Consider the following 23,623-nt stretch of genomic DNA (forward strand, 5'->3'; position numbering starts at 1 on the left):
CTTGCTGCAAATTTTAACCCGAGTAACCTTTCCATCTACAAAAACTCGCTTGGTTATAATATTGGGATCAAACGTCCGATTTGTCACTCTGTGAGAGTGGGAAACGTTGTGACCGTATTGCTTAGATTTAGTACAGACCTGACAAATTGCCATTATGGTAAGATATTATACATGATCGGAACCTTATTTACCAACCCCTTGTTATTTTTTGGTTGGTTTATAGCGCTAATCGTAGCCATTACTGTTCATGAATTTGCCCATGCCTTTGCGGCTGATCGCCTCGGAGACCCTACTCCCCGGATTCAAGGACGACTAACCCTCAACCCTTTGAGCCATCTGGATCCTTTAGGAACGCTGATGATTTTATTTGTGAGATTTGGTTGGGGTAAACCAGTGCAGTTTGATCCTTTTAATCTGGAAAATCCCAAACGAGACGCAGCGATAATCTCACTTGCTGGTCCAGCTTCTAATATTGTCTTAGCAGTTATTGCAAGTCTGCTTTTGAGAGTTATTGGCTCAACGTCACCAGTTGTTTTTGTGCTATTGGCCGCAATTCTACAACCAATAATCTTATTAAATATCATCCTTGCAATCTTTAATCTCATTCCTATTCATCCGCTGGATGGGTTTAAAATAGTAGCAGGACTACTAAACAAGAATCAGTATCGTCAATGGATGGAGCTTCAAAGATACGGTATCTTTATCCTTATTCTGCTACTATTACCTCTAGGTCCCGGTGGTCCTTTTATCCAAGGATTAATTAGTGGACCAATTAAGTTTCTGGTTAACATACTTATCCCATCTTCAATTCAGCTGATTTAAGTAGTCTTAATGTGCTAAGATTAATAAGCATGACAAAGGATAATATTGTGCTGGGTATTACGCTAGTTTTTTTGGTTATTACGCTGCCACTAGTACTTTTAGTTACACAGGGAAGGATTGATCTCCGGCCCCGCGCAGGATTTGGCAACGCTACTCTCTCGTTTAACCCTGGATCTCCCAATGTTAGTGTTGGAGGGGAAACTGTAATAACTTTAAAAGTTGATACTGGAGATAAATTATTATCTGGAGTTGATATATCATTAATATATGATGCAGACAAAATCGAGATTGTAGAGATTACATCCGCGAGCTACTTTGATACTCCCCTACACGTCGAAAAAAACCTTCCAACAAATACAGCTCCCTTTAGTGCAATGCAGATAATTCTGGTACGAAAGACTGCCACCTTCGAACTTGGGTCGGGAGATAGAGAGATTGCGACTATAAAAGTTAAGGGTAAAACTCTTGGGGCTTCTCCATTTGTAATGCGGCCAAAAGAAATAGTTGCCTATAATGCAACTGGAAATGATTCGCTATTAACACCACAGGGAAGCCTTGCAACGCAGGTAAACGTAGTCGAAACTCCACCTTCAGGCAGTGAGCCAATTATTAGTTTTTTAACAAAATTAGCTCGCACTTCAAACGATAAAGCCTTGCCAGATATAACAGTTAAACTAACTGTCGTTGACCAGCTACCCACTACTCCAGTTTCTAAAGTATTTGAGGTGCCACTGACAGTTGGTCAAAATCATGTTTATCGTCTGACAAGACCACCTCTAACGCTTACAGGTGTTATACCTGGCTTAAAGAAGACCATATTACTTAAAGGACCAAAACATATACGTATTAAAGTGGCCGATCAAATTGAGCTTAAACCGGGAGTTAATCCAGAATTTGACTGGACGGCAATTGCAAAACAATTGCCACCCGGAGATTTGCCTGATCCCGATCAGGATTATCGGCAAAATGGTGCTATTGACGCAAGAGATGTCTTTTTAATGAAGCACCGTATCGGCTCAAAAAGTACCGTGGATGTGATGGTGGCTGATTTGAATTATGATGGAGTTGTATCTGCCTATGATCTGGACACTCTATTTAGATCGTCGGCTACTTATTATGATGACGAGAACTAGAAAATTTATTGTTGTAGGGGGCTTGGCTTTAGTAGTTAATCTAGCTCTGGTTGGTTATCTGTATAAGGGAAGTAATAAAGAAGATGAGGTTTTGAAGAATGTTAAGATCATCAGACCAAATACAAGATCTAATATACCACCTACTGGTCCTAATCGGCCGACCAAACGCTTGGCAACGTTTACGCTGGAATCTGACCTAACCTCAACTACGGTTGGAGGAACTGTTACAGTAAAAATTAAGTTAAATTCACCAGAACTTTTACTGGGCGCTGATGCAATTATTACTTATGATCCAGCGATATTAGGAGTAAAAAAGATCAAAAGTGGCGACATGTTTCCTAATTATCCCCGTATTTTAAGTGAACCGACAAAGTCAAGAATAGTGGTAACAGGGGTTAATATTGATCAAAGTGAGCAAAATAGCGATTTGTTTGCAGTGGTTGAGTTTGTTGGGCTTAAAGCTGAGTCTTCAAGTATTAGTTTTGTGCATGAAATAAGCGATGAAAAAAGTGGCTCGACAGCAATTAGCGTGGCAAGTGGCAAAAATATTTTAACAAATGTAGAGGATCTTTTAATATTGGTACAATAGATATAGGTAAACTATGAAACATATGAAAAAGTTTAGACATACTCACTTAAGGCAAGACCTTGTGAGTTTTGTTTCGCTTATGCTTGTGGTGTTGGCTCTGGTCTTAGCTAGGCCTGGTGCTGTTTCGGCGGCGACCCTTTCTTTAAGTCCGCAAGCTAGGCTTATTAAGCCTGGGGAAACTTTTTCCGTTGATGTGTTGATCAATACTAAGGGTGAGAGTGTTACATTTGCCGATGTCTATTTTACACATGATAAAACCTTGCTTGAAGCTATTACTGTAACTAATGGAACATTTTTTCCTAATACTTATCATGTGCTCACTCCGGGTGAGCCCTACTTAAGCGGTGCATTATCTCAAACTGGTGAATCATATACAGGGACGGGTAAAGTTGCCACAATTACATTTAAAGCATTAAAGGAGGGTGTGGATACTATGGCCTTTAAATGTGCACCAGGAAAAACTGCGGATACTAATATTGCCCGTCTTAGTGATGGCGCTGATATTGTTGAATGTTCAGCGCTGGTCAACGGAGTGTATACCATCTCTAATTCTGGTACTCCAGGCGCGCCCACCCCTACTCCCAATTCACTCCCGCAGGCAGGGAGCATCAATAATACGCTAATGTTTGCTGGCTTAGGCATTTTATTGACAATTGTGGGGATAATAGTTATCCTTTAGATAGGTATGGGTGGCAATGCAAAAAACTTGTTTATGGTAGTGGGGTTCTTAGTTGCCTTGGTTCTTTTGGTATTTGGATTAAATGAGTTACGTGGAGTTTTGGTGGGAGCAGAAAGTAAATTACAACCCTCGGGGGTTGATACAACAGGAATAACGAGTAATTCCGCTATTATAAATTTTGCAACCGCAAAACCGGTCTTTTCGCGAATAATCTATGGTTCAGATCCTCAACAATTATCGTTATTTTCGGTGGAGACAGACCAGACCGATACTCACGGCGTAACTTTGTCATTCTTGTCACCAAATACAACTTATTACTATAAGATTCGAATTGGAGAAAAAGAGCATGACAATAACGGGCAACCATACAGCTTTACAACTAGACCTGCAGAGACAGGGCCTGGTGGTATAACTGGAAATCAGCTTGAGAATCTAGATCCAGATATATTTAAGCAAAAATTTGGCTCTAATGATGCGGAATATGATGTAAATCAAGATGGGGTTGTAAACACCACAGACTACCTTCTTTACCTGCAGAAAACTCAATAATTCGTCAAGCTATGCTTGACTTGACATTCGCTTATCCATATTTTAAGATAACTTATAACTCTGCTTATAGAGTAAAGGATATAGGGGAAATTTTCTCTATATATTTATTGGCATAAGGGAGAGTGTAATGTTCTTCAAGGATACTCGGATATCCTTCTAGAAAAGTGTAGCAGGGTTTTGGCCTTGCCGCCAGCTCACCCACTTAATCTATCCGAGGAAATTGTCTATATCCGTCTTAAGCAGAGTTTTTTTGTGGAAACATGGTATGCTTAAGATAATGAGTGGTCGTCAGATATTTATTATTATATTGGTAGTACTTGTTGGTGTGGGTGGAATTGCGGTTGGATATTTTGCCCCGCGCATTGGGCAAAATCCCTCCACAAGCGCGGCAGAATCCCAGACCTTTCCAACTATTCCCGTGTTTGAGGACCAACCAGCCAGCGCTGAACCAGCAAGTGATGAGGATTATTTATTCATGACTAAGTTTGAAAATAAGGATCCTTCCGCTGATCTTGATGGGTCTGGTCAAGTAAACACCCTAGATTTAGCTAAGTATAGGCAACTTAAAAATGAAAAGTAGTTTATGTTGCTTTCTGATTTTATTTTTCATGCTTTTTGTTGGGGTTGGAAAGATACAAGCGGCAAAGCTCATAATTGATCCCCCTACTGGCACCTACGCGGTTGGTCAACAGTTTCAATCAAAGATTACTTTGGATACTGAAGAAGCTGCCACCGCTGGTGTGGATGTGCTATTAAAATATAATCCAGCAATACTAAAAATAACCAATGTTCAAAATGGTGAGATATTTAGTCAATACATAAGTCAAAAGATAGATAATGACAAAGGTTCACTTAGTTTGTCTGGTATTGTAGCTCTGGATGATGCAAAAGGATATACCGGAAACGGAACATTTGCTACAGTAGTATTTGAAGGAATTGCTGTTGGCGCAGCTAGTGTGGACTTTGATTTCTCACCAGGGGTCAGGAGCGATTCAAATGTTGCAGCCATGAGCTCAGTTGACGATAGTTTATCATCAGCATCCGGAGCTAATTACTCGATAATAGCAGCACAATCCAAAGGTGGCCTAACCGAAGCAACTCCCACAGCACTCCCTAAATCTGGAGTAATCGAAGATACCCTAAAACTAGTTGGCTCTGGCTTAAGCCTAATCCTCCTCTCCCTCCTCTTCCTCCTCTAACCTACAGGGTCAAACCCTGCAAGTTCATTTTGATATGATATACTCGTATTATGCCAGCCAAAAATCGCATTAGACAGTACATAGAAGACAGCTCATATCACTGCTATAATAGAGGTGTTGAGAAGAGGCAAATATTCCTAGATAAGCAAGATTATTCGGTATTTTTATCATATTTAAAGGATTATTTATCCCCCATTGATAGTGCGGATATTAAGTCAAGAATATCAAGTAGAGTGAAAAATTATTCTGATGACTTATCCCTACTTGCTTATTGTTTAATGCCTAATCATTTTCATTTAATGCTCCATCAACAGACTAAAGACGGAATTAGATATTTTATGCAATCTCTATCAACGCGTTATACTATGTACTTTAATACTAAATATAAGAGGGTTGGGTCATTATTTCAAGGCACTTATAAAGCGGCTCTCATACTAACTGATGAGCAACTCATCTATTTATCGTATTATATCCACCACCAGGCCACCCTTGACTTACAGGGTCAAACCCTGCAAGTTCAAAGACCAAGTTCTCTACCTAATTATCTAGGTCATATTAAACAAAATTGGGTTAAACCAGATAAAGTGTTAGCATGGTTTAATACATCCCAATCCTCAATAAATAGCTACAGTGATTTCATTTATGATATTGGCAGTAAGAAAAACATCGTTAGCCCTATTGAAGACATTCTGCTAGACTGATTTATTTCCTACTTGCAGGCGGAACGGACCCTGTGTGAGCCAGCAGGAGGATTCGAACCCCCGACCTGTCGCTTACAAAGCGAATGCTCTACCACTGAGCTATGCTGGCCGCTTAAGCTAAATTTTACTATAGATTATAGCTAGATACTACTGGGACTGGCTCACTTACCTCCACCAATTTTGGGTGTTTCTAGGCTCCATGAAACTACCCGTATCGCGGATTGTGAATTTAACTTCGGTTTCCTTTGACCTACCAAATGCCTGACCAGCTTTAAGCGCTGGTAGTCTTACTCTGGCGCCACCACCCTGGTTTGAAGCCGTATATAATGCAAGTAGCCGAGGTTCTACGCATACATCTAAAACATGGAGCACATATCCAGTGGCTGCTGTATCTTCGCCCTTATAACTAAGCATGATACTGTTATCATCCGCATAAAGCACCATCACCTCGTATCCTGATGTTATCTCATATCCTGAATCTGGAACTTTTAAGACCTCTCCTTTTGTTACCAGAGTACCTAGGAGTTGAACCTCTGGTGGTGCTGAATACAACCCACCTTTACTCCCTATATTATCTCCTGCACCCCAGTTCCAGTCATACATCTGATAAGTTCCGGAAACTTGTGGTATGCGATTATCTGCAAAAAGTCCCTTTAATTGCGGAGGCGTATTGGGATCTGGGTCGGCAGATGGGCCCATGTCATATATTTCTTTTCTAGCATTGGGTACAGCTTCCCAGCCACGCAGAGCAATGTTGTAGTCTGGATGTCCTGAAATAGCTCTTGTTTCTGGACTGCCGTTTATTGATAAGGTTTCATAACTCTCCCCCTCAATAGTCCCCGCAGTTCCACAGGCGGTGCCTGGGTTAACCACAAAGCTATGTTTGCGCCAGATCTCAAAGTCGGCAAGAGTTACATATCCTGGGCTCGCCGCATTATCCAGTGAACAGTCAAGGTCACCTGTTCGAGCTGTACCTTCAAGCTGTACCCCTCCCCTGTATTGATCATACTGATCTCTCCAGATATTGTAATCCTCATCATTTATTGCTCCATTACAGTTAACGTCTCCTGCGTCGCAAGTTGCTGGACATACATTGTCTATTCTTGTCGGGGTAGGTGCTTCAGGTGGAAGTTGAACTGATGTGGGCGTAGGGGTAGGAGTGGGCGTATTAGCTGTACCTGTGGGTGTGGGAGTAGGATCTCCGGTATTAATTGCTAAGAGAGCTGCTTGGGCATTAATTAATTTTCCTATTGGTTGATCGGTAGATATGGTAGTTCCAGTATCTTTGAGGATAGTCTCAATTTGAGCTGGAGTTAGACCACTATTCACCCCAAGCATAAGCGCAACCAAGCCTGCAACGTGCGGCGCGGCCATACTGGTTCCCGCAGATAATGCATATTCGTTAGATAACCAGGTTGAGATAATACAGTCGGTTCCATTAGCATTGCAGTCATAGCTACTGCCCGAAGGTACACTAGGATTTCCCCCGGGGGCAGCAACATCCACCAGACTGCCGTAATTTGAATAGCGCGCCCTCTCACTATCTGGCCCTAAGGCCCCCACAGCTATAACATTTTGACAGTTTGCTGGAAAGTAGCCAGCCGAGTCATTATGTTCATTCCCCGCAGCTACAACAACTGTAATATTTCTTTCCACAGCTGAATTGATGGCATTTTGTAAAGCTTGAGGACAAGTTCCTTCCCCGTCTAAGCTTAGATTAATAATGTTTGCTTGATTTGAATCTGCAATGGAATTTATACTTTCAATGACATTAGTCAGGTCACCAGTTCCTCCACTATTTAAAACCTTAACAGCTAATATCTGAGCATCCCAGCTCACTCCAGCTACTCCTTTCTGATTGTTCGTGGCAGCTCCAATAATGCCTGCTACATGGGTTCCATGTCCCATATCGTCCATTGGGTCATTATCATTATTAATATAATCCCTGCCCTTAATAATCTTTGAACTATCTATATCTTCGTGATTATAGTTAACCCCACTGTCTAATACTGCCACTTTAATCTTGCCACTAGTCTTATTAGTTTCCCAGGCTGTCTCCATGTTCATCTTAGATAAACTCCACTGATTAGGATAGAATGTATCATTTGGTGCGGCGGCGGCATAAACATACCTATTTGGTTCGGCGGTTTCTATAATGTCTGCTTGACGAAAAGCTACTGCTGCAAGTGCTGGTGAGATAGCTTCTGTTGATTTCATCAAGTAGTAATCCCCTATTATTTTCTCCTGAACAACATTAAGGCTATCTTCAATGCTCTCAAGCTCTTTAAGTACTTCAGGTGGAAGTGCTTGGCCTTGGTTGCGGAGCTGAATAGTTTTTAACCGATTAATGGCTTGGCCTATCAATTGGTCTTCATTCTCACTCCAGCTAGCTGCTTTAGCACGAATTTGGTCTGGATTATGATCTGGTTTGTACTGAACGATATATTCTCCGGGCACTATGGTTGGCTTATCGTCAATCCTTGCAACTTGAGCAAATGTTCTCTGAGGGATAAGCAAAACAATGGCAACAAAACCAACAACTGTAAGTAATAATCGCATACTATTACAATACCAGATTCTTGAGGGTAATTCCAACTAGGCGTTCACTTAAGGCTAGACCATCCACTACGTGAAAGGTCTAGCCTTGTTTCGCTTGATTTTATTTTAAAACCCGGTTTTAAAACTTTTTAGGGAGCCAAGACCTAGTAAGAATATCACTCCCCCGCCAAAAATTAAAAGTGCTGGAGTAGTGGTGTTTCCTGATCTGGGTAGCTCAGGGATGGGTGTGTTGGCTGGTGGAAGGGTTGGGTTGGTTGGATTGGTTGGCGGAATGGGCGTATTTGTAGGAGGAACGATAGTTGCCGCGCACGTTGGTCCAAATTCCCCTTCAGCACTACTACAGATTACTTGAGCGCTCACTGGCTGGCTGGCTGTAAATAATAATAAGTTTGCAATAACTATGATTAGGACAGTTTTCATATAACTAATATAGCACATATCTATTCTCCAGGGAAACCCTGACTTAGCACCTGGAAGTTGGCAAAGGTACAACCATCTGGTGGAAGATCATCCACAGGGAAGAAAGTTCCAAGCTGAAGACTGTCAGCGCCTGTTGGTACAACTGGTATAGTTGATTGACCAGTTACTTGTTGACTTGAGCTGCTTCTGCCAATTAGCCAGTTAAAAAAGCGGGCAAAGATATTGCTCCTATCGCTTGCCTGAGCAACCCTAATCTCAGTTGAAAATGCTAGGTGTTTTAGCCTACAAAATAATCCATTTGTTTCATTCCCATTTGTTGCGTCAATCTTATATACCCCAATCGCACTGTCTAAATTGGGTATTGTGTAGGTGCCGTCTACTTTATATACTTCAACCTGCTTTCCTTCTCTAGTCTGAATTCCTACTAGAGCAGCCATGGTTTCAATAGGTCCGGCAACTCGAACATTATCCTTGTATATTGAATAGACAATACGTGTTACCTTAGTCGGATAGCTGGCTGGATTACCATAAGGATCAGTGTAGGCAAATATTGTAAAGTTTACAACTTCACCTTTTTTGACCACTTTTGGATCAGGAGCTGTAACGTCTATTCCATCGCAATGGCAATCAGATAATGGTGGGGTGGGGGTGGGAGGAGGCTGACAGATATTACCATTACCACCAGGTAAGCATGCGCCACACTCTTCGGGGCACTGAGGTGAAGCTGGATTACAAGGACTTCCACACTGAGGTGGCAATGTAGGTGTTAGGGTGGCTGTAGGTGTGGCAATTGGAGTGGGCGTTGGAGTGGCAGGTGGCTGACAAACATTAGTCCCATTCCCATCTGGCTGGCAGGATGAGCACTCCAGTGGACAGATAGGGTTGGTTGGGTCACAGGTATCTCCACACTGTGGAGACTCACAAGTAAGGCTGTTTGGATAAGTTTGCAAACGGCATCTGTTTTCATCAGGAAGAATAGGACTATGTCCAGGATTTACAAGTGTACAGACTTCTCCCGTATTACAGGCTAATCCATCATTTGGGTCACAGATTTGATTACAGGTTATTCTTGGAGTGGGTGTTGGGGTAGCTATAGGTGGTAATACATATACCCAGTCAATCCAGATATCTGTTGCGTTGTTATTTAAAATAGCAGTTGCAACAGCGCGTTTATTTGAAACATCAGAGATTGAGTCTGGACTCGGTAAAAGTCCCGTTATTTGCTGATATGTCTCTGGATGCGCTGGGTCACCGCCTCGTTCAAACGGATCATATGAGCTCTGCTCGCTTGGATTCTTACTAAGATCAATAAAGCCAATATGAGTAATATTGCCTGCTCCTGCAGGTCTTCGTACAGATGTTGACCAGGTACCACCGGCTGGTAAATTAGCTGGAGTCTGAAGTTCTAGATGTGACTGTCCTTGGCAAGATATAAGAGCTGCACTAGCTATACCACTTGAATTGGTTATGGCGTTATCTTGCCCTAACCAGCCTTGACTGGTTGTAGCCCAGTATTTTACTTCTGCCCCATTAATAGGGACTTTTGAGCCATCAGAATATTGAATGTTAACTGTTATATTTGCAACGACAGTTCCACCAGCATAAACTGGCTCTGGAGCACTAGCAAATAGTATGCCCGATGTAATTAGTGAAATACAAACTAAAAATACTTTATTCATTACTTTTACTCCATTCGGAAAAACTTTGTGTATAGCCATCAACTTTATCATCCAATACAAAAATCATGTAATAGCCGTTCTGCTCCTCAGAATTAAAATAGCTTTCCGGGTATTGGTCTTTAGGGCCTGGGTAGCGAACAATTTCTGAAACCTGGCGATTTTTACCCAGAGTCATTTTTTGCAAAGTTGCCAGATATAAACTGTCCGACGTAAGGCGCCAAGCTACTTGTTTGTCGAATGTAAAACCCGTATTAAATTTACCATTCCAGTCAAGCTTGGCAACGTCTGGGTGTTGGGCTAGCGCAGCTATTGCTGTGCTTGGCTGCATTTGGCCACTTATAATTCGCTCCCTAATTGCCGTCATAAGCTCTAGTGCCTTGCTATCGGCTTGGTCAAATGTCAGCTGGTCAGCTGGCTTTTGGTTGTAGAAAAAGACGTTTATAATCGCCCCTTGAACCTGCATGCTTTGCTTCTCATACTCCTCTTCTGCTTGGCTAATAAACTTTTGGCGCTCGGCATTATTAATGGGTGTTTTATCAGAGAAGTAATCCGCAGGTACCTCGACTAGTCCCTCTTGTACTGCATCCTGAAGAATCTTAGACTCTTTGGAAACTTGATCTAAAATCTCAGCCTCTGTGCGGTCATATTGGATTTTCTTAATCGCAGAAATATCAGTGCTTAAAATATTGTCTTCACCAACGGTCTTTAGAACTTCACTTTTTTCTCGATTAAGCAGTAATAAAGCACCAATGGTAATTATCAAAATAATAAGCCCCACGAGCATGATTTTCTGAAACTTAGTTAGATTTTTTAGTTTGTCTAGAATAAGAATCAATCTGGACGAATTATCCATATCTTACTACTATAGCAAATACTAATCGACCTAGCAACTCGTGAATACTTATTATATTTGTTATGATGTAAATATGAAGTTATTAAAGTCATTATTAATGATAGCGGGAATCTTCATACTTATCATCTTGGCTGGAGGTAATCTAGACAAACCCACATCAACACCGGGTGTTGATAATATTCAGCCAGATCAGCTGGCGCAATGTTTAACAGCTCGGGGTTGGAAGATGTATGGGACCTCGTGGTGCTCAAACTGCAAGAATCAACGAGAATTATTTGGGTCTTCTTTTGCATACATTAATGAGATAGATTGTGACCTACGGGCCACCGTCTGCCAGCAGGCTAATATTAAGGGTTACCCTGTCTGGGAAGGACCGGACGGGAGACAATACCCAGGTGGGAAATATTTTGAGGAACTAGCCTCCCTCTCGGGTTGTGGAGCTACACAGACTCAGGAAGTTACAAGCTTAACTTCCTTGCCTATTGTTAATTCACTACCAGGAATTCCCATTCTTGCAATTGTGTATATTGCCGGCATAATCTCTTTCTTTGCCCCCTGTTGCCTACCTCTTTTACCATCATATTTTTCAGCAATAACCGGTTTTACTCTAAAAGATATGTATGGGCTTAATTTTAGCAAGCTACGTAGACGTTTTTTCATTTCCAGTTTATTTTTTGCACTAGGATTTGCGATTGTTTATAGTTTATTTGGTGCTGTCGCAAGTACAATTGGCCAACTTATCCAGACTAATCTTCCAGTTCTTTTAAAGATAAGTGGAGCACTGTTTGTTGTTTTTGGATTGGTACAGCTGGGAGTAATAAAATTTAGATCGCTTCGATTTGACTATGCCTGGAATGTTCAGCGCCGTCTTACTGGTCTTGGATATATCACTTCAACTTCAACTGGTGTTGTTTCTGCTTTGGTATGGATTCCTTGTATTGGCGGAATACTTGGCGCAATTTTGCTGCTTGCTGGTCGGGCAGATTCGGTTGCACAAGGTGTCTTTACCCTATTTATTTATGCTTTGGGTATTGGAACTCCTTTTATTATAATTAGCTTGTTTTTTCCTCAAACCATGAGTTTCCTACAAAAACATCGCAACCAGTTGCACATTTTTTCAACAGTTGCCGGTCTAATAATGATAATATTTGGAATAATTCTTGTGATGGACCGCTATCAGGAATATATTGCTCTCTTTGAAACTATCCCCTTCTTGAATTCAAAGTAGTTTTGATAATGGATAATGGGGTCAGCCACCATTAATCACACTTACTTAAGGCAAGACTTTCCATTTCATGAAGAATCTCGCCTTGTTTCGCTCATTGACTTATGTATAACATATAAGGACGGTCCTTATATGTTGTTAACTGGCTGATAATGAACTACTGTGCTCAGAGTGTTGAAAATACCCCATCTGTAATCCATTGCTTTGTGCGTCACCCAGATTTGAGTCTTGTATCGGGTATGTCCGAGACCACCCACATGTTGAGCAGCTCACAGTTATCTGATATATTTTAATCTCTTCATTTGCTGGGCTAAATTCTTGTTGAATTAATTGTTCACTATTCATACTATGGGATAGTATACATACAAAATATATATAAGTCAACTATCAACCCCTACTCTAATTAACCCCTGTTGTTTAAAGTGAATGTCAAAGAGTAATGGGGTCAGCCACCATTAATACATATAAGGACCGTCCTTATCTGTTGTTATTTGCTTTCTATATCCTTGGCTATCCCCTCTTCACAGGTTCCATTTAAGAGGATTCCTCCCCAGTCAACGGCGGTAAATCCGGATCTTTTAAGGTTGCCGGTAAGTATTGGCGCTTGTGCTGGCTGGCTAACGTTAAGTGCTTCAAATACAAAGCGCAACCTTATAAAATTATCTGGTTCTTGGCTAAACTGAATTTCCTCTACTTTATCTAGCTGTTCTCGATCGAGTAGTCCTATATAGTAGTATGGGGAGTCTGTAGGTAAACTATGAAACAAAAGCTTTGGCACCCAGTAGGACATAAAGTCTGTTTGCTCCTGTTTATTTAAGCCAAGCTTGGGAAGCAGGTCTTTAAAAAACCTATCAAGCTCGCCTACTTCTACCACCCAGCCTTCTTTAGGTACTTTTATTTTTTCAATATTAGCTTCATAAAAAAGATAAGGATAGTCTTTTCCCAGGGATTGAATTTTTCCTGATGGGTTGGCAGTTACGTCCCAGCCGGATGTTGGATAAGAAGGTATAGATTTAGTTAGATTGCCTTGCGGGATCACTTTAACATTAAGATCTGTTGTTACTTCGGGATAGAGATAGATGGCTGGTTTACAGGCTGGCGTCCACCATTCGTAGGCAAAACCAGTGGCTGGTTGAAATGTTCCTAATTGAAGTGAACTTCCCTGTGGTATGTCTCTGTTTACAAGCTCATTATAATTATAGTAAGGAATAGAACCATCTTGATTGACTAATGTTAAAATCGCTCCCGTTGTGAGGTAATAGACATCATACTTTGACTGATATGTACCCACGAGCACAGACGCTGTTCCGTCTGGTGGTATATCCATAATATTGGCGAAGATCAGAGCATCAGGTATTTGAGCAACGATTTGCGGGTCGGCTGTGGCTGAAATAGTAATATTTTCTTTATTAATGAAATTTGGCTGACCTCCAAGGGCAGCAGCTCCAATAGCTTGAGCACCTATTACGTCTTGATCGACTAGGCATTCTCCTGTATCTAGATATTTCTCCCATACTCTTTTGCGCTCATTTCCCCAGATATCACCTATTCCACAAGCTAATTTAGCCCAGCATGGAATAAATTCATCAGATACTTCTGCCGGAGCTCCGACCTCATCAACAAACTTATCTGCTCGAACATATACATTAAACAGCCACCAATACCCGGGTTCATCCTTACATTCTTCGTCTATTATATCTGGTGTTCTATCACCATCTATATCCGTTCCCCAACTCTCATTAGCGCAAGATGGCCACTCTAGATCCCCCGGACTTGGTCCGGCGGTTGTGGGAATAAATACTGCGTCCTGGGTTACGGGATCTTTACAGTCTGGATCAGTATCTTTATTTGCTTGGTCGCAGTGCCCTATTCCTAGCCAGACTTCTTTTCCATCTGCATCTAGGTTCGGTAGTTGTCCTACAATTGGCACCGATAATCCAATTACCCCCATCTCTGCGTCTACTCCAGCATTATTTCCTTTAACTTTCCAACCAGGTATTCCTGCATCTTTTTTTACTAGCACCCACTCAACCGGCAATCCCTTATCATTATGAATCTCTTGACCAACTGACACATTAATACCCAGACGAACATCACTTTCCACCCTAGGCGCACAGGAGCCACCTGATACATACTGATCAATTTTGTCTTTATCTGGAAATAGATTAATTAGACCCGTGGAGCCTGCAAAAAAGAGACCTGTTATAACTATAGCTAACCAGGAAAGTAATCCCATATATTAATAGAATAACAGATACTGGTAGACTTTTCTAGTTCATGATAAAATCGTGTACATGTCCCAAGCTTCACAGTTAAGATCGGCCAATCCGATAAAGTTTGTGAAAGAAGCTAGAGTAGAACTCGGGAAGGTCGTCTGGCCTAGTCGAGCTGAAACAATTAAGCTGACTGGCTTGGTTATAGCGATTACTGTTGTAGTGAGTATATATATTGGAGGAATTGACTATATCTTAAGTCAGGTATTAAAATTACTAGTTGAATAATGACAGACAAAGATATTATTAGAGAGCAAAAGGTAGCCGAGAATGAGGCAGAAATGCCGTCAAATGATCCTAAGCAGAGTGGTCGTTGGTATGTTGTGCATACCTATGCTGGTCATGAAAACAAAGCTAAAGAGGCTTTGATGCAGAGAGTAGAATCCTTAGGACTTGAAGAATATATCTTTGAGGTAATAATTCCAACTAGAAATGTAATTCAGGTTCGAAGAGGTAAAAAATCTGAAAGAAAAGAAAGGCTGTTTCCAGGATATATCTTGGTACGAATGCATATTAATGATAATTCTTGGCTAGCAGTTAAGACCACACCTGGAGTTACCGCGTTTGTAGGAGCAGGATCTGAGCCTAAGCCAATATCTAACAAAGAGGTTGATGCGATCCGTAAATTCATGGATCTAGACGCACCAATGTTTAAGGTGAAGTTTAGCGTGGGAGAAGCAGTCAAGATTAATGATGGTCCATTTGCAGAATTCTTGGGAACTATTAAGGAAATTGATGAAGAGAAAGGTAAAGTTTCAGTATTGGTTTCTATCTTCGGTCGAGAAACACCAGTTGATTTAGACTTTTTACAAATATCCAAATTATAATGGCAAAGAAAGTAAAAACAATCCTAAAACTAACGCTTCCAGCAGGATCCGCAACGCCAGCTCCCCCAGTTGGTCCAGCATTGGGTCAGCACGGATTACCTATTATGGAATTTGTAAAGGAGTTTAATGATCGAACTAAAGATCAAAAGGGCACCATTCTTCCGGCTGTGATTACGGTTTACGATGATCGTACATATACGTTTATAGTCAAAAAACCACCAGCAGCAGAGCTAATCAGAAAAAAGTTAGGCATAGATAAAGGATCCGAAACTCCAGGAAAAGCTTCAGCTGGAACTCTAAGCGACACACAGTTAACGGAAATCGCGCAAATAAAGATGGAAGATTTAAATACAGATGACATAAATATGGCTAAAAAAATAATTGCGGGAACAGCCCGCGCAATGGGAGTTCAAATAAAATAATCATGGGAAAAATACGCGTAAAACAAATTGACGAAAATATTGTGGAAGATAAAAAACCCCAAAAAACTACTAAAGGTAAGGTTTTTAAGAAAGAGAAAAAGCCAACTCACCCCACCTCCACTCATGGCAGGTCAGCCAGATACAAAAGCGTCAAAAAGGGAATTATTGATGAAGCTGTAGCAGTTGAAGATGCGGTCGAGAAAGTAAAAAAAAGCGCCACGGCAAAATTTGTAGAATCAATTGAGCTTCATATTAATGTAGAAAAAATTGGGTTGCGTGTAAAGGTAAAACTCCCCCATCCTCTAATTTCTAAAAAGAAGATACTATATATTACTTCGGATGTAACTAAAGCAAAAAAATCAGCGGTTAAGACTGATAGCGTTGAGCTTGTAATTAAAGGCGAAGAAGCAATTTCAGAAATTAAAAGCGTGGCAAGTGCCCCGGACGTTGACCAAATCTGGGCTGATCCTGGAGTAATGCCAAAGCTTTCACAAATCGCCAAAATTATTGGTCCCGTAGGACTGATGCCCAACCCAAAGCACGGCACACTTATTAATCCAGATGATGTTGCTAAAAAGCTAAAATCACTAACAGAAGGCAACATTACTCTTTCAACTGAAAGTAAGGCTGCAGTTATTCACTCTGTAATAGGAAAAGCAAATATGACCAGCGTTCAACTAACTGCGAATGTTGATGCAGTGCTACATGCATTTTTACCAAAGGCGATCAATACAGCTTATATCACCTCAACCATGGGCCCCTCCATCCAGCTCAAGCTCAACTAAAATTGTTTTAAAACCCGGTTTTAAAATAGAATTTTGGCCCTCCAATCCAAGCTACTTACTTTTTATTTTGTTTTAAAACCCGGTTTTAAAATGAAAAGGTTGTGGCTAGTTTTTTACAGCTGTAATAATTAATGGGTCAAAATCAGTTTCTGCAAGGTAGATTGATCCAATTAGCAGACCTGCGGAAACAGTTTTTATACCACCATTGTCCTTATCTGGATCCACGATGGTAAATTTACCATTTTTGTATCCCGATACTACAATTGCGTGAGTTGTTGGTATTCCGTTTATGTCTGATATAATCATGGCTTTTCTATCTTTATCCTACTTATACTTAGAATTATTGTTAAAAAAATTATAGTTAACAATCGCTATGATAGGTCCCATCATTAGCTGTTTAACAAGATAAATCTCATCTATTATAGGAAGCACTATTAGCCCTCCTGATTTAATGAATGATACATATCCATCAAATATTATTTCAAATGCGGTTTTATCATATCTTGTGTGACTAATATGTTGTAATCTCTCTCCCAACTTATGAACGAGTTGCCCTGAAGACAACTTGGACCAGCTACGATCAAATATCTCTACATCTACAATATGAAACTTAACCTCAAAGCCCTGCTTAAGAAGATAGCAACCCATATGTCCCAAGGATGTACCCAGGGGCTTCCCGTCAACTACCTTATAGATGTGTAATACTTGCTTGCACACACTCACTTAAACCCTGCTTAACAAGAGGAACACATATGAAATTGTCATTCTACATAAATTATATCAGTTTTTAGCCATAGTTATTATTTTAAAACCGGGTTTTAAAATAAGTTTTGAAATAATGTTATACTTTGGTTATGCGGAGGAAGACCGACTTTGCTACAGGATCGATCTATCATATCTACAATCGAGGGATACGCAAAAGCGAAATATTCACTACGCGAGCTGACTACCTTCGATGGCAGGAATTGCTCTACTGGACTGCTAACTATAATTATCCGTATAGTTTATTTGAAGATCGTAAGACAAAGTTAGAAATATCAAGTGGAGAGACAGAGCCTTTAATAGGGCAAATTGACAAAATGTATAAGCTGGAAACTCCCCTGGTTAAAATCCTGAGCTTTGTTAGCATGCCTAATCACTATCATCTTCTCCTTGAACAGTCTACTAAACATGGCGTCCAAAAGTATATGCAAAGATTACAAGCTGCGTACTCTAAATATTTTAACTTGAAATATGAACTGATTGGTTCAGTATTCCAAGGCAGGTTTCAGGATGTTCCTGTTATAAGCGAACCACAATTCCTGCAGGTTCAAAAATATATTTTACGAAACCCTCTAGTTGCAAAATTAGTCAGTAAGAAAATGTTTTTAAACTATCCATGGTCAGCGATTCGTGAATATCTTAATCCAAACTTACGAAAAATTATCACATATGAGCGTATACCATCGTTCTTTTCTGATCCAAATAAATTAAGCAAGTTTCTTTTAGATGATTTTTCAGACGAGGAACAACTTTCTCTTGATTCAATTTCCATCGATAGCAAGTTTTAAAACCCGGTTTTAAAACTTTTTAAGTGTTGTGATATAATCCTTATTGTCCAGAGATAGTAAGCGGTCTTGAGACCTTAATTAATACTTACCGAGGAAAAATTCATGCCAACACAATTAAAAAAAGACGAAGTTTTAAGACTTACTCAGAAAATATCTGAAGCAGAGGCTATCTATCTTACTAACTACCAAGGACTTTCCTATGGTGAATTGAGCGAGATTCGTTCTAAGGTTAAAGAAGCAGGAGCTGAATATTCTATTATTAAAAATACCCTCTTTCGCGTTGCTTTAAAAGAAGCTGGTAGACCTGAGGCAGAGTTTGGTGGTGCAACAGCTGCAATTTTTGCTCATAGTGATCCCCTTTTGCCATTGCAGTCGTTTGCTAAAATTGCAAAAGATCGCCTAAAAGCAGCTATTGCATTTGGTGAATTTATGATTGGTGATAAGTTAGATAGACTAGTAGAAATGGATTCCCCAGAGATTCTTAAAACTAAACTTGTCATGCAGTTAGCGTCGCCGATGTACGGCTTGGCTCGTTCACTAAACTGGAATATACAAAGACTAGTAGTAGCAATGGATAATGTTAGGGTAAAAAAAGGAGGTGGAAAATAATGGCAGAAAATAAAAAAGTAGCTGGAATAATTGAAAGTGTTGAAAAGTTAACTGTAATGGAACTAGCTGATTTGGTAGGCGCACTAGAAGAGAAATTTGGTGTATCCGCAACACCAGTAGCAGGTCCAGCAGTAGCAGGTCCCGTAGATGTTGTACCAGCAGAAGAGAAAACAGAGTTTGATGTTGTTATCGCCGGAATTGGAGATCAAAAGATTCAAGTTATTAAAGCGGTACGTACAATTAGACCTGATCTTGGTTTAGCTGATGCAAAAAAGTTAGTAGAATCAGCCCCAGTAGCAGTTTTGGAGAAGGCTAAGAAAGCTGACGCAGACGAAGCAAAGAAAAAACTCGAGGAAGCTGGCGCAACGGTTGAGCTCAAATAATTGTTGACAGGTCTGCCCTATTTTGTTATAGTTAGCAATAGTATGAATGAAAAAACCATAGATAAAAAGAGACTTTCTCTGGAGAGTTTGCCTGACTTATTAACAGTTCGTGAAGTGGCAGAGCTTTTGCGAGTTTCTCCCCTTACAATAAAACGCTGGGGTAGAAAAGGAAAGCTTCCGGCAATTAGAATTAACTCACGTGGCGATCGTCGATACAAAAAAGAGGCTGTTTTGTGGCTTTTAGGACTAGATATAAACGGCTCCCCTTCGTCTGATTAATTGACAATCACCTCACTTCTGGTTATATTTAGTGTATGGTTAACAAGCTTAGAGATCTTTCTGTTTATTTTGGTGGAGACGAGCATGAAGCTTCGAACTTGCAAGCTGTGCCTCAGTCACCTACTCAGTTATCTAGTAAGCCAGAGATTAAGGTAATCACTCATAAACAGATGGCACAAGAAGGCGCGCCATCCCAAAAGGTTAGGAGAAAAGTTGTTGAAAAGCTAAAACCTAATACGGTTCCTATTGGGAAACCTAAACATAAGAAAAAACGCTTTACTTCGGGCAAGCTTCTAATTGCGGCAATTGTACTAATTCTTATTGCTGTAGATGTTCCAATTGGAATGAGAATCTACCAGGGATATAATGATCGCAATAATATTGCCCAGTCAGACGTGTCCCAGGATACCGGTGCTTCAGCTAAGGAAGATTTCATTCCACCAACTTCTACACCTACTCCTACGATTAAACCAACAACTAAGCCAACCGCTGTGCCAACTGTGGGTGCTGATGTAGGAGGAGCTGGTGACTTGGCTCTGGCTGGCACTCAGACTCATTCAGAGTGTTTTGAGGGAGCTTGTATTGAAGTTGAAGGATTAGGTGCGGATGCGTGTTTTGTGGATTCAGACTGCGAACAGGATCCATCAGTTTCAGTCACACCAACTCCTACTCCCAAGGCTGATAGTGATGTGGTATCTCCAGATGTTCCTGTTGCGGGAGGATTAAAAGATACGATCATGGGTATTTCAGCAGGTTTTGCCACAATTCTCCTAGCTCTCTTAATATTAATATAGTCCCATGTTAGAATATTTGCAGTCAGCACTACTGGGTTTAATACAGGGTGTGACTGAGTTTTTACCAGTTTCTTCCTCAGGACATCTATTAATATTTCATAAGTTATTCGGTGAGACCCAGGACACCTTAGTGCTAGATGCAACTTTGCACTTAGCAACAGGGTTGGCACTGCTGATATATTTTAGGAAAGACTGGTATACACTCTTAACCCAATGGAGAACTTCTTTGTCAAAGCTCGTCATAATTGGCTCTATTCCAGCAGTAGTTGTGGGATTACTGTTTGAAAAAGAAATAGAAAGTTATCTGCGTAGCCCTTGGGTAGTAGTAGCTATGCTGATCGGCGTAGGATTATTAATGTTGGTCGTTGATAAAAATAATGGAAATGGAGTAAAAAAACTTACACAGTTATCTCTGGGCGCAGCGCTTTTTATTGGCACAATGCAAGCAGTGGCTTTACTACCAGGTACCTCAAGAGCTGGAATCACCCTAATTGCAGGGCTTATGGTGGGACTAGGTCGAAGAGAGGCCTTGCGGTTTACCTTTTTACTAGGCATGCCGATTACCCTAGGGGCGGGTTTGATGAAAATTCCCGATCTTATTACAAGCTCAAACTACAACCTTCTGCCAGTTGTACTAGCTTTTAGCGTTGCTTTGATTACAGGTCTAGTCGCTATAAGATGGCTACTAGGTTTTGTGTCTCAGCATAGCTTAGTTAGTTTTGTAATTTACCGCTGGGTCTTGGCAGGTGTGGTGGCGATATATTTGCTCAACTAGTGGGTTTGGAAGGGTCTACTAAAAATCCTTTTAGGTCTGGGTAGCCAATAATCATGGGGTAAGTTAGATGTGAACGATCAATAACCGTGGCTAGAGATTTAATTTCTTTGTTTCGCAGTCGATACTTTATCTTCACAGAGGGCCTCTGTGTTTGTCCATGAGACGATCTAATACTAATAACCTTATCTGAATAAGGTAACCCAAGTTCTTTAACTAACTTGTGATCGATAGATGAGTGGTCGGCGCCGGTATCTATCTTTACAGCTAAACCTCTCTCTTCCCCACTCCCAAAGCTTAATATTATATTTTCAACCCTCTCAATAACGATGGGCCTAATCTGAACTTTCTCAGAGAATTCTTCAGCAAAGAGACTGCGAGCAAGTTCGACTGCGCGAGTAGATGAGTTTACATTCATGTGCTCTATTCGCTCAAGTCTGGTGCGCAGTGACGCCATGTTGGCAATTTGAATAGCTAAGCCAGGGCGCGCATTTATCTCCAAGACCATGGGCCCCTTTTCATCCTCTAGAACAACATCTACTCCAACATAACCCATATCACTCATTGCTTGAACATCTGATGAAAGTGAGAGAATATCATTCCAATTTGGAATACGGATTCCGCGAATTTTGTGACCCGTATCGGGCATTTTAGAGACAGCAATTCCTCTTTGGACACCTCCTGTGGTTATGCCGGTGCGCATATCTATACCTACTCCGACTGCTCCTAGGTGCACATTAGCCTTACCTCGAGAATCATTAGTTGGCAACCGCAACATTCCCATTATTGGTACGCGGTTAAATACAATTATGCGTATATCTGGAATACCAATCTGAACAAGCTTGCGGAAAAAAGGGTGTAGTTTTATGCGCTCCTCAATTATTGCAGAGTCTGAAACATTTTGTAAAGAATGCGCACCGTCTAAAATATCTAAGATATGTGTTTCTAAGTCGCTCTTTTTCAGACGCTTATTAGAAACAGTTACAAACGATTCTCCGTGAAAGCGTTTAATAGATATGATACCGGCTCCAGCATATCCCCGAGCTGGTTTTATGACAAAACCAGCCTCTGATAAACTGCTCCAGTCAAAGTTTCGTACTGAGTTTCTGGTGTTAAATAGATGTAGTAGTTTTGCCGTTGGTAGATTATGCTCAGCAAGTAATCTTTTGGTTAGTAACTTATTATCTGCTGTTTTTATACCAACTGAGGTATTATACCTGCCAATATACAGATAATTCCGAGCATTCATTCCAAGAACATTTTGACTTACTGCCATAATTAGTTTTGATTGGTAGAGCTTTTATGAACTTCGGCGTTTTTCTTGTATTTGACCAAAGCGGAAATATTCAGATAAACGTAAACCAAAGTAACGACCAATAGATATATTAATTGGAATAAGTAGCAGAGCTACCTCTGGGTATAGCAATACAAAATTACGCAATGCCTGTGAAGATAATATCCAGAATCCAATTGTGCTCAAGATTAAAGTGACACCGGTAGTATACAAAGTATCTCGTAAGCTGCTTTGTAGCTGTAGTCGTACTATTTGCTCAGAAAGAAGAATGAGCAACAGGATTGGGAAGATCGAAAGCTGGCGTACAACCAAAATACCGTTGGCCGCGCTTAATGTAAGTATTCCAATGACAAAGACTGCCACTACTAGCTGTGATAAAGCTACTTTAGGTAGATGCATGATGCGCACAGGTCCAAGTACCCAACGTGACACAAAAGTAGCAAGTAGAATTGTAGACAAGATCAATAGACCAGCGGGTAGTCCTGTAGCAACAAATGTTATAGCTAAAGCGATTGGCACAAGTAGCTCAAATCCTGGAAGGCCTACAACGTGCCTTAAGAAAGCGATGATTGTTGCTAAGAATGGGAGCAAGAGAATAAGCATTATTGTATTAGCAGGAACTCCCTTGCGGACTGAATACTGTACAGCGTAAGCCATAAAGTTTGAAGGAGTAAGGTCCTTGGCTGGGCGCTGTGCAAATAATGCAAATACCCCTACTTTTTCTTCGGGTTGTTCAGGTTGGGTAACGTCCTCTCCTTTGATAGCTTCTAGTTTTTTTGCCTCTTCAGCTGATGGGCTAGCTTCTTTGGCTGCTTGCGTTGCTTCATTCAAGGTGTCTGTTTCTCTTTTTAGTTTAAGGGCTTCAGCAGACAAGGTTGCTTCTTGAACGGTTAAGGTTGGTGTGGGATTCTCTCTAAGCTGGGCATAAGCTGGGGTTGTGAATGAAAGTGTGATGAGTAGCGCGAAAACAAAACTAAAAACCTTAAGTGCTTTTTGCATGACTCTATTATACCAACCACTCTCCCGGGTAACAAATCTGTTACAATGGTTGTGTGCTACCTTGCGCAAAGGGATTATCGTAGGACCCGTGGTGGGGGCAATGGGCTATGAAAGCTGAGTTTGGTACATTTATGGGTTATCTAGCGGGTTACGCTTTGCGCGTAATAATAACTGTTAGGCTAAGCAAGTATTTATTTAAGGACCGTCCTTAAATATTGTGATATAATT

The 23,623-nt window shown here is 40.8% G+C and carries 30 protein-coding genes and 1 tRNA gene; 19 read left to right on the forward strand and 12 right to left on the reverse strand.

Annotated features, from left to right (window positions below; translation table 11 throughout):
* Nucleotides 1-153 (reverse strand): 50S ribosomal protein L28 (rpmB, locus tag CO050_05200; protein PJC30724.1); only part of this gene is annotated, 153 nt, incomplete at its 3' end.
* Nucleotides 154-171: 18 nt separating this feature from the next.
* On the opposite strand from rpmB, the gene CO050_05205 reads away from it, so the two are divergent.
* The 8 genes from CO050_05205 (at nt 172) to CO050_05240 (ending at nt 5,672) form a co-directional block, all read left to right on the forward strand.
* A complete protein-coding gene (locus CO050_05205) occupies nt 172-822 on the forward strand; it encodes a site-2 protease family protein (protein PJC30671.1) in 651 nt (216 codons plus the stop codon).
* A gap of 29 nt (nt 823-851) precedes the next feature.
* The gene (locus tag CO050_05210) at nt 852-1,955 is read left to right on the forward strand and encodes a hypothetical protein (GenBank protein ID PJC30672.1); all 1,104 of its coding nucleotides are present in this window, start codon (nt 852-854) and stop codon (nt 1,953-1,955) included.
* Nucleotides 1,879-2,544 carry a hypothetical protein gene (locus tag CO050_05215; GenBank protein PJC30673.1) on the forward strand — a complete coding sequence of 222 codons (666 nt, stop codon included), beginning with the start codon at nt 1,879-1,881 and terminating at the stop codon, nt 2,542-2,544. Before CO050_05210 ends, CO050_05215 begins: the two co-directional genes overlap by 77 nt.
* A 22-nt stretch (nt 2,545-2,566) precedes the next feature.
* Nucleotides 2,567-3,223 (forward strand): hypothetical protein, encoded by a 657-nt coding sequence (locus CO050_05220; GenBank protein ID PJC30674.1) that lies wholly within the window; start codon nt 2,567-2,569, stop codon nt 3,221-3,223.
* A gap of 6 nt (nt 3,224-3,229) precedes the next feature.
* Entirely contained in the window at nt 3,230-3,772 is a 543-nt protein-coding gene (locus CO050_05225; GenBank protein PJC30675.1) for a hypothetical protein, read from the forward strand.
* 277 nt (nt 3,773-4,049) lie between these two features.
* A complete protein-coding gene (locus CO050_05230; GenBank protein PJC30676.1) occupies nt 4,050-4,352 on the forward strand; it encodes a hypothetical protein in 303 nt (100 codons plus the stop codon).
* Complete coding sequence (locus CO050_05235; GenBank protein PJC30677.1) at nt 4,342-4,971, forward strand: hypothetical protein; 630 nt, start codon at nt 4,342-4,344, stop codon at nt 4,969-4,971. Before CO050_05230 ends, CO050_05235 begins: the two co-directional genes overlap by 11 nt.
* Before the next feature lie 50 nt (nt 4,972-5,021).
* On the forward strand, nt 5,022-5,672 hold the full coding sequence (locus CO050_05240; GenBank protein PJC30678.1) for a hypothetical protein: 651 nt from the start codon (nt 5,022-5,024) through the stop codon (nt 5,670-5,672).
* 37 nt (nt 5,673-5,709) lie between these two features.
* Here CO050_05240 and CO050_05245 read toward each other — a convergent pair.
* From CO050_05245 to CO050_05265, 5 genes are all read right to left on the reverse strand, one after another.
* Nucleotides 5,710-5,781: transfer RNA gene (locus CO050_05245), tRNA-Thr, on the reverse strand.
* A 56-nt stretch (nt 5,782-5,837) separates the two neighbouring features.
* Nucleotides 5,838-8,231, reverse strand: coding sequence for a hypothetical protein (locus CO050_05250; protein ID PJC30679.1), 2,394 nt, complete (start codon nt 8,229-8,231; stop codon nt 5,838-5,840).
* A gap of 105 nt (nt 8,232-8,336) precedes the next feature.
* Nucleotides 8,337-8,651 carry a hypothetical protein gene (locus tag CO050_05255; protein ID PJC30680.1) on the reverse strand — a complete coding sequence of 105 codons (315 nt, stop codon included), beginning with the start codon at nt 8,649-8,651 and terminating at the stop codon, nt 8,337-8,339.
* Nucleotides 8,652-8,671: 20 nt separating this feature from the next.
* Nucleotides 8,672-10,369 (reverse strand): hypothetical protein, encoded by a 1,698-nt coding sequence (locus CO050_05260; GenBank protein ID PJC30681.1) that lies wholly within the window; start codon nt 10,367-10,369, stop codon nt 8,672-8,674.
* Nucleotides 10,323-11,183 (reverse strand): hypothetical protein, encoded by an 861-nt coding sequence (locus CO050_05265; GenBank protein PJC30682.1) that lies wholly within the window; start codon nt 11,181-11,183, stop codon nt 10,323-10,325. The genes CO050_05260 and CO050_05265 overlap by 47 nt, the downstream gene beginning before the upstream one ends.
* 73 nt (nt 11,184-11,256) lie before the next feature.
* On the opposite strand from CO050_05265, the gene CO050_05270 reads away from it, so the two are divergent.
* Nucleotides 11,257-12,411 carry a hypothetical protein gene (locus CO050_05270; protein PJC30683.1) on the forward strand — a complete coding sequence of 385 codons (1,155 nt, stop codon included), beginning with the start codon at nt 11,257-11,259 and terminating at the stop codon, nt 12,409-12,411.
* A 135-nt stretch (nt 12,412-12,546) separates the two neighbouring features.
* On the opposite strand, the gene CO050_05275 is transcribed toward CO050_05270, so the two are convergent.
* A complete protein-coding gene (locus tag CO050_05275) occupies nt 12,547-12,753 on the reverse strand; it encodes a hypothetical protein (protein ID PJC30684.1) in 207 nt (68 codons plus the stop codon).
* Nucleotides 12,754-12,895: 142 nt separating this feature from the next.
* A complete protein-coding gene (locus tag CO050_05280; protein ID PJC30685.1) occupies nt 12,896-14,644 on the reverse strand; it encodes a hypothetical protein in 1,749 nt (582 codons plus the stop codon).
* 58 nt (nt 14,645-14,702) lie between these two features.
* On the opposite strand from CO050_05280, the gene CO050_05285 reads away from it, so the two are divergent.
* Genes CO050_05285 through CO050_05300 form a run of 4 tightly spaced genes read left to right on the forward strand, consistent with a single transcriptional unit; the run spans nt 14,703 to nt 16,715 of the window.
* On the forward strand, nt 14,703-14,909 hold the full coding sequence (locus tag CO050_05285) for a preprotein translocase subunit SecE (protein ID PJC30686.1): 207 nt from the start codon (nt 14,703-14,705) through the stop codon (nt 14,907-14,909).
* Nucleotides 14,909-15,508 (forward strand): transcription termination/antitermination protein NusG, encoded by a 600-nt coding sequence (locus CO050_05290; GenBank protein ID PJC30687.1) that lies wholly within the window; start codon nt 14,909-14,911, stop codon nt 15,506-15,508. The genes CO050_05285 and CO050_05290 overlap by 1 nt, the downstream gene beginning before the upstream one ends.
* A complete protein-coding gene (rplK, locus tag CO050_05295; GenBank protein ID PJC30688.1) occupies nt 15,508-15,930 on the forward strand; it encodes a 50S ribosomal protein L11 in 423 nt (140 codons plus the stop codon). Before CO050_05290 ends, rplK begins: the two co-directional genes overlap by 1 nt.
* A gap of 2 nt (nt 15,931-15,932) precedes the next feature.
* Nucleotides 15,933-16,715 (forward strand): hypothetical protein, encoded by a 783-nt coding sequence (locus CO050_05300; protein ID PJC30689.1) that lies wholly within the window; start codon nt 15,933-15,935, stop codon nt 16,713-16,715.
* A gap of 105 nt (nt 16,716-16,820) precedes the next feature.
* Here CO050_05300 and CO050_05305 read toward each other — a convergent pair whose 3' ends face one another.
* Both CO050_05305 and CO050_05310 read right to left on the reverse strand, forming a co-directional pair.
* The gene (locus CO050_05305) at nt 16,821-17,021 is read right to left on the reverse strand and encodes a hypothetical protein (GenBank protein PJC30690.1); all 201 of its coding nucleotides are present in this window, start codon (nt 17,019-17,021) and stop codon (nt 16,821-16,823) included.
* Nucleotides 17,022-17,039: 18 nt separating this feature from the next.
* Nucleotides 17,040-17,363 carry a hypothetical protein gene (locus CO050_05310; GenBank protein ID PJC30691.1) on the reverse strand — a complete coding sequence of 108 codons (324 nt, stop codon included), beginning with the start codon at nt 17,361-17,363 and terminating at the stop codon, nt 17,040-17,042.
* A gap of 206 nt (nt 17,364-17,569) precedes the next feature.
* Here CO050_05310 and CO050_05315 point away from each other — a divergent pair, with 206 nt between their 5' ends.
* The 6 genes from CO050_05315 to CO050_05340 all read left to right on the forward strand — a co-directional run bounded on the left by CO050_05315 (nt 17,570) and on the right by CO050_05340 (nt 21,105).
* The gene (locus tag CO050_05315) at nt 17,570-18,265 is read left to right on the forward strand and encodes a hypothetical protein (protein PJC30692.1); all 696 of its coding nucleotides are present in this window, start codon (nt 17,570-17,572) and stop codon (nt 18,263-18,265) included.
* Between the two features lie 102 nt (nt 18,266-18,367).
* Entirely contained in the window at nt 18,368-18,874 is a 507-nt protein-coding gene (gene rplJ, locus CO050_05320) for a 50S ribosomal protein L10 (protein PJC30693.1), read from the forward strand.
* Entirely contained in the window at nt 18,874-19,257 is a 384-nt protein-coding gene (locus CO050_05325) for a 50S ribosomal protein L7/L12 (GenBank protein ID PJC30694.1), read from the forward strand. The genes rplJ and CO050_05325 overlap by 1 nt, the downstream gene beginning before the upstream one ends.
* Before the next feature lie 78 nt (nt 19,258-19,335).
* Nucleotides 19,336-19,536, forward strand: coding sequence for a MerR family DNA-binding transcriptional regulator (locus CO050_05330; GenBank protein ID PJC30725.1), 201 nt, complete (start codon nt 19,336-19,338; stop codon nt 19,534-19,536).
* A 35-nt stretch (nt 19,537-19,571) separates the two neighbouring features.
* Nucleotides 19,572-20,330: a hypothetical protein gene (locus CO050_05335; protein PJC30695.1), complete on the forward strand. Its 759-nt coding sequence runs from the start codon at nt 19,572-19,574 to the stop codon at nt 20,328-20,330.
* Between the two features lie 4 nt (nt 20,331-20,334).
* Complete coding sequence (locus CO050_05340) at nt 20,335-21,105, forward strand: hypothetical protein (protein ID PJC30696.1); 771 nt, start codon at nt 20,335-20,337, stop codon at nt 21,103-21,105.
* Here the strand turns inward: CO050_05340 and CO050_05345 are convergent.
* Both CO050_05345 and CO050_05350 read right to left on the reverse strand, forming a co-directional pair.
* Nucleotides 21,098-22,378, reverse strand: coding sequence for an alpha-L-glutamate ligase-like protein (locus tag CO050_05345; GenBank protein ID PJC30697.1), 1,281 nt, complete (start codon nt 22,376-22,378; stop codon nt 21,098-21,100). The genes CO050_05340 and CO050_05345 overlap by 8 nt on opposite strands.
* A gap of 24 nt (nt 22,379-22,402) precedes the next feature.
* Nucleotides 22,403-23,395, reverse strand: coding sequence for a hypothetical protein (locus tag CO050_05350; protein PJC30698.1), 993 nt, complete (start codon nt 23,393-23,395; stop codon nt 22,403-22,405).
* Nucleotides 23,396-23,623 lie beyond the last annotated feature (228 nt).

The sequence above is a fragment of the Candidatus Roizmanbacteria bacterium CG_4_9_14_0_2_um_filter_38_17 genome (assembly GCA_002788855.1).
Lineage (GTDB): Bacteria > Patescibacteriota > Microgenomatia.

Coding starts and splice junctions, on each gene's coding strand:
- CO050_05285 (PJC30686.1), top strand. CDS start 14,703: ATGTCCCAAGCTTCACAGTTAAGATCGGCCAATCCGATAAAGTTTGTG.
- CO050_05205 (PJC30671.1), top strand. CDS start 172: ATGATCGGAACCTTATTTACCAACCCCTTGTTATTTTTTGGTTGGTTT.
- CO050_05300 (PJC30689.1), top strand. CDS start 15,933: ATGGGAAAAATACGCGTAAAACAAATTGACGAAAATATTGTGGAAGAT.
- CO050_05275 (PJC30684.1), bottom strand. CDS start 12,753: ATGAATAGTGAACAATTAATTCAACAAGAATTTAGCCCAGCAAATGAA.
- CO050_05220 (PJC30674.1), top strand. CDS start 2,567: ATGAAAAAGTTTAGACATACTCACTTAAGGCAAGACCTTGTGAGTTTT.
- CO050_05240 (PJC30678.1), top strand. CDS start 5,022: ATGCCAGCCAAAAATCGCATTAGACAGTACATAGAAGACAGCTCATAT.
- CO050_05260 (PJC30681.1), bottom strand. CDS start 10,369: ATGGCTATACACAAAGTTTTTCCGAATGGAGTAAAAGTAATGAATAAA.
- CO050_05325 (PJC30694.1), top strand. CDS start 18,874: ATGGCAGAAAATAAAAAAGTAGCTGGAATAATTGAAAGTGTTGAAAAG.
- CO050_05270 (PJC30683.1), top strand. CDS start 11,257: ATGAAGTTATTAAAGTCATTATTAATGATAGCGGGAATCTTCATACTT.
- CO050_05305 (PJC30690.1), bottom strand. CDS start 17,021: ATGATTATATCAGACATAAACGGAATACCAACAACTCACGCAATTGTA.
- rplJ (PJC30693.1), top strand. CDS start 18,368: ATGCCAACACAATTAAAAAAAGACGAAGTTTTAAGACTTACTCAGAAA.
- CO050_05255 (PJC30680.1), bottom strand. CDS start 8,651: ATGAAAACTGTCCTAATCATAGTTATTGCAAACTTATTATTATTTACA.
- CO050_05250 (PJC30679.1), bottom strand. CDS start 8,231: ATGCGATTATTACTTACAGTTGTTGGTTTTGTTGCCATTGTTTTGCTT.
- CO050_05230 (PJC30676.1), top strand. CDS start 4,050: ATGAGTGGTCGTCAGATATTTATTATTATATTGGTAGTACTTGTTGGT.
- CO050_05280 (PJC30685.1), bottom strand. CDS start 14,644: ATGGGATTACTTTCCTGGTTAGCTATAGTTATAACAGGTCTCTTTTTT.
- CO050_05290 (PJC30687.1), top strand. CDS start 14,909: ATGACAGACAAAGATATTATTAGAGAGCAAAAGGTAGCCGAGAATGAG.
- CO050_05315 (PJC30692.1), top strand. CDS start 17,570: ATGCGGAGGAAGACCGACTTTGCTACAGGATCGATCTATCATATCTAC.
- CO050_05215 (PJC30673.1), top strand. CDS start 1,879: ATGATGGAGTTGTATCTGCCTATGATCTGGACACTCTATTTAGATCGT.
- CO050_05345 (PJC30697.1), bottom strand. CDS start 22,378: ATGGCAGTAAGTCAAAATGTTCTTGGAATGAATGCTCGGAATTATCTG.
- CO050_05225 (PJC30675.1), top strand. CDS start 3,230: ATGGGTGGCAATGCAAAAAACTTGTTTATGGTAGTGGGGTTCTTAGTT.
- rplK (PJC30688.1), top strand. CDS start 15,508: ATGGCAAAGAAAGTAAAAACAATCCTAAAACTAACGCTTCCAGCAGGA.
- CO050_05210 (PJC30672.1), top strand. CDS start 852: ATGACAAAGGATAATATTGTGCTGGGTATTACGCTAGTTTTTTTGGTT.
- CO050_05335 (PJC30695.1), top strand. CDS start 19,572: ATGGTTAACAAGCTTAGAGATCTTTCTGTTTATTTTGGTGGAGACGAG.
- CO050_05340 (PJC30696.1), top strand. CDS start 20,335: ATGTTAGAATATTTGCAGTCAGCACTACTGGGTTTAATACAGGGTGTG.
- CO050_05310 (PJC30691.1), bottom strand. CDS start 17,363: ATGGGTTGCTATCTTCTTAAGCAGGGCTTTGAGGTTAAGTTTCATATT.
- CO050_05235 (PJC30677.1), top strand. CDS start 4,342: ATGAAAAGTAGTTTATGTTGCTTTCTGATTTTATTTTTCATGCTTTTT.
- CO050_05350 (PJC30698.1), bottom strand. CDS start 23,395: ATGCAAAAAGCACTTAAGGTTTTTAGTTTTGTTTTCGCGCTACTCATC.
- CO050_05265 (PJC30682.1), bottom strand. CDS start 11,183: ATGGATAATTCGTCCAGATTGATTCTTATTCTAGACAAACTAAAAAAT.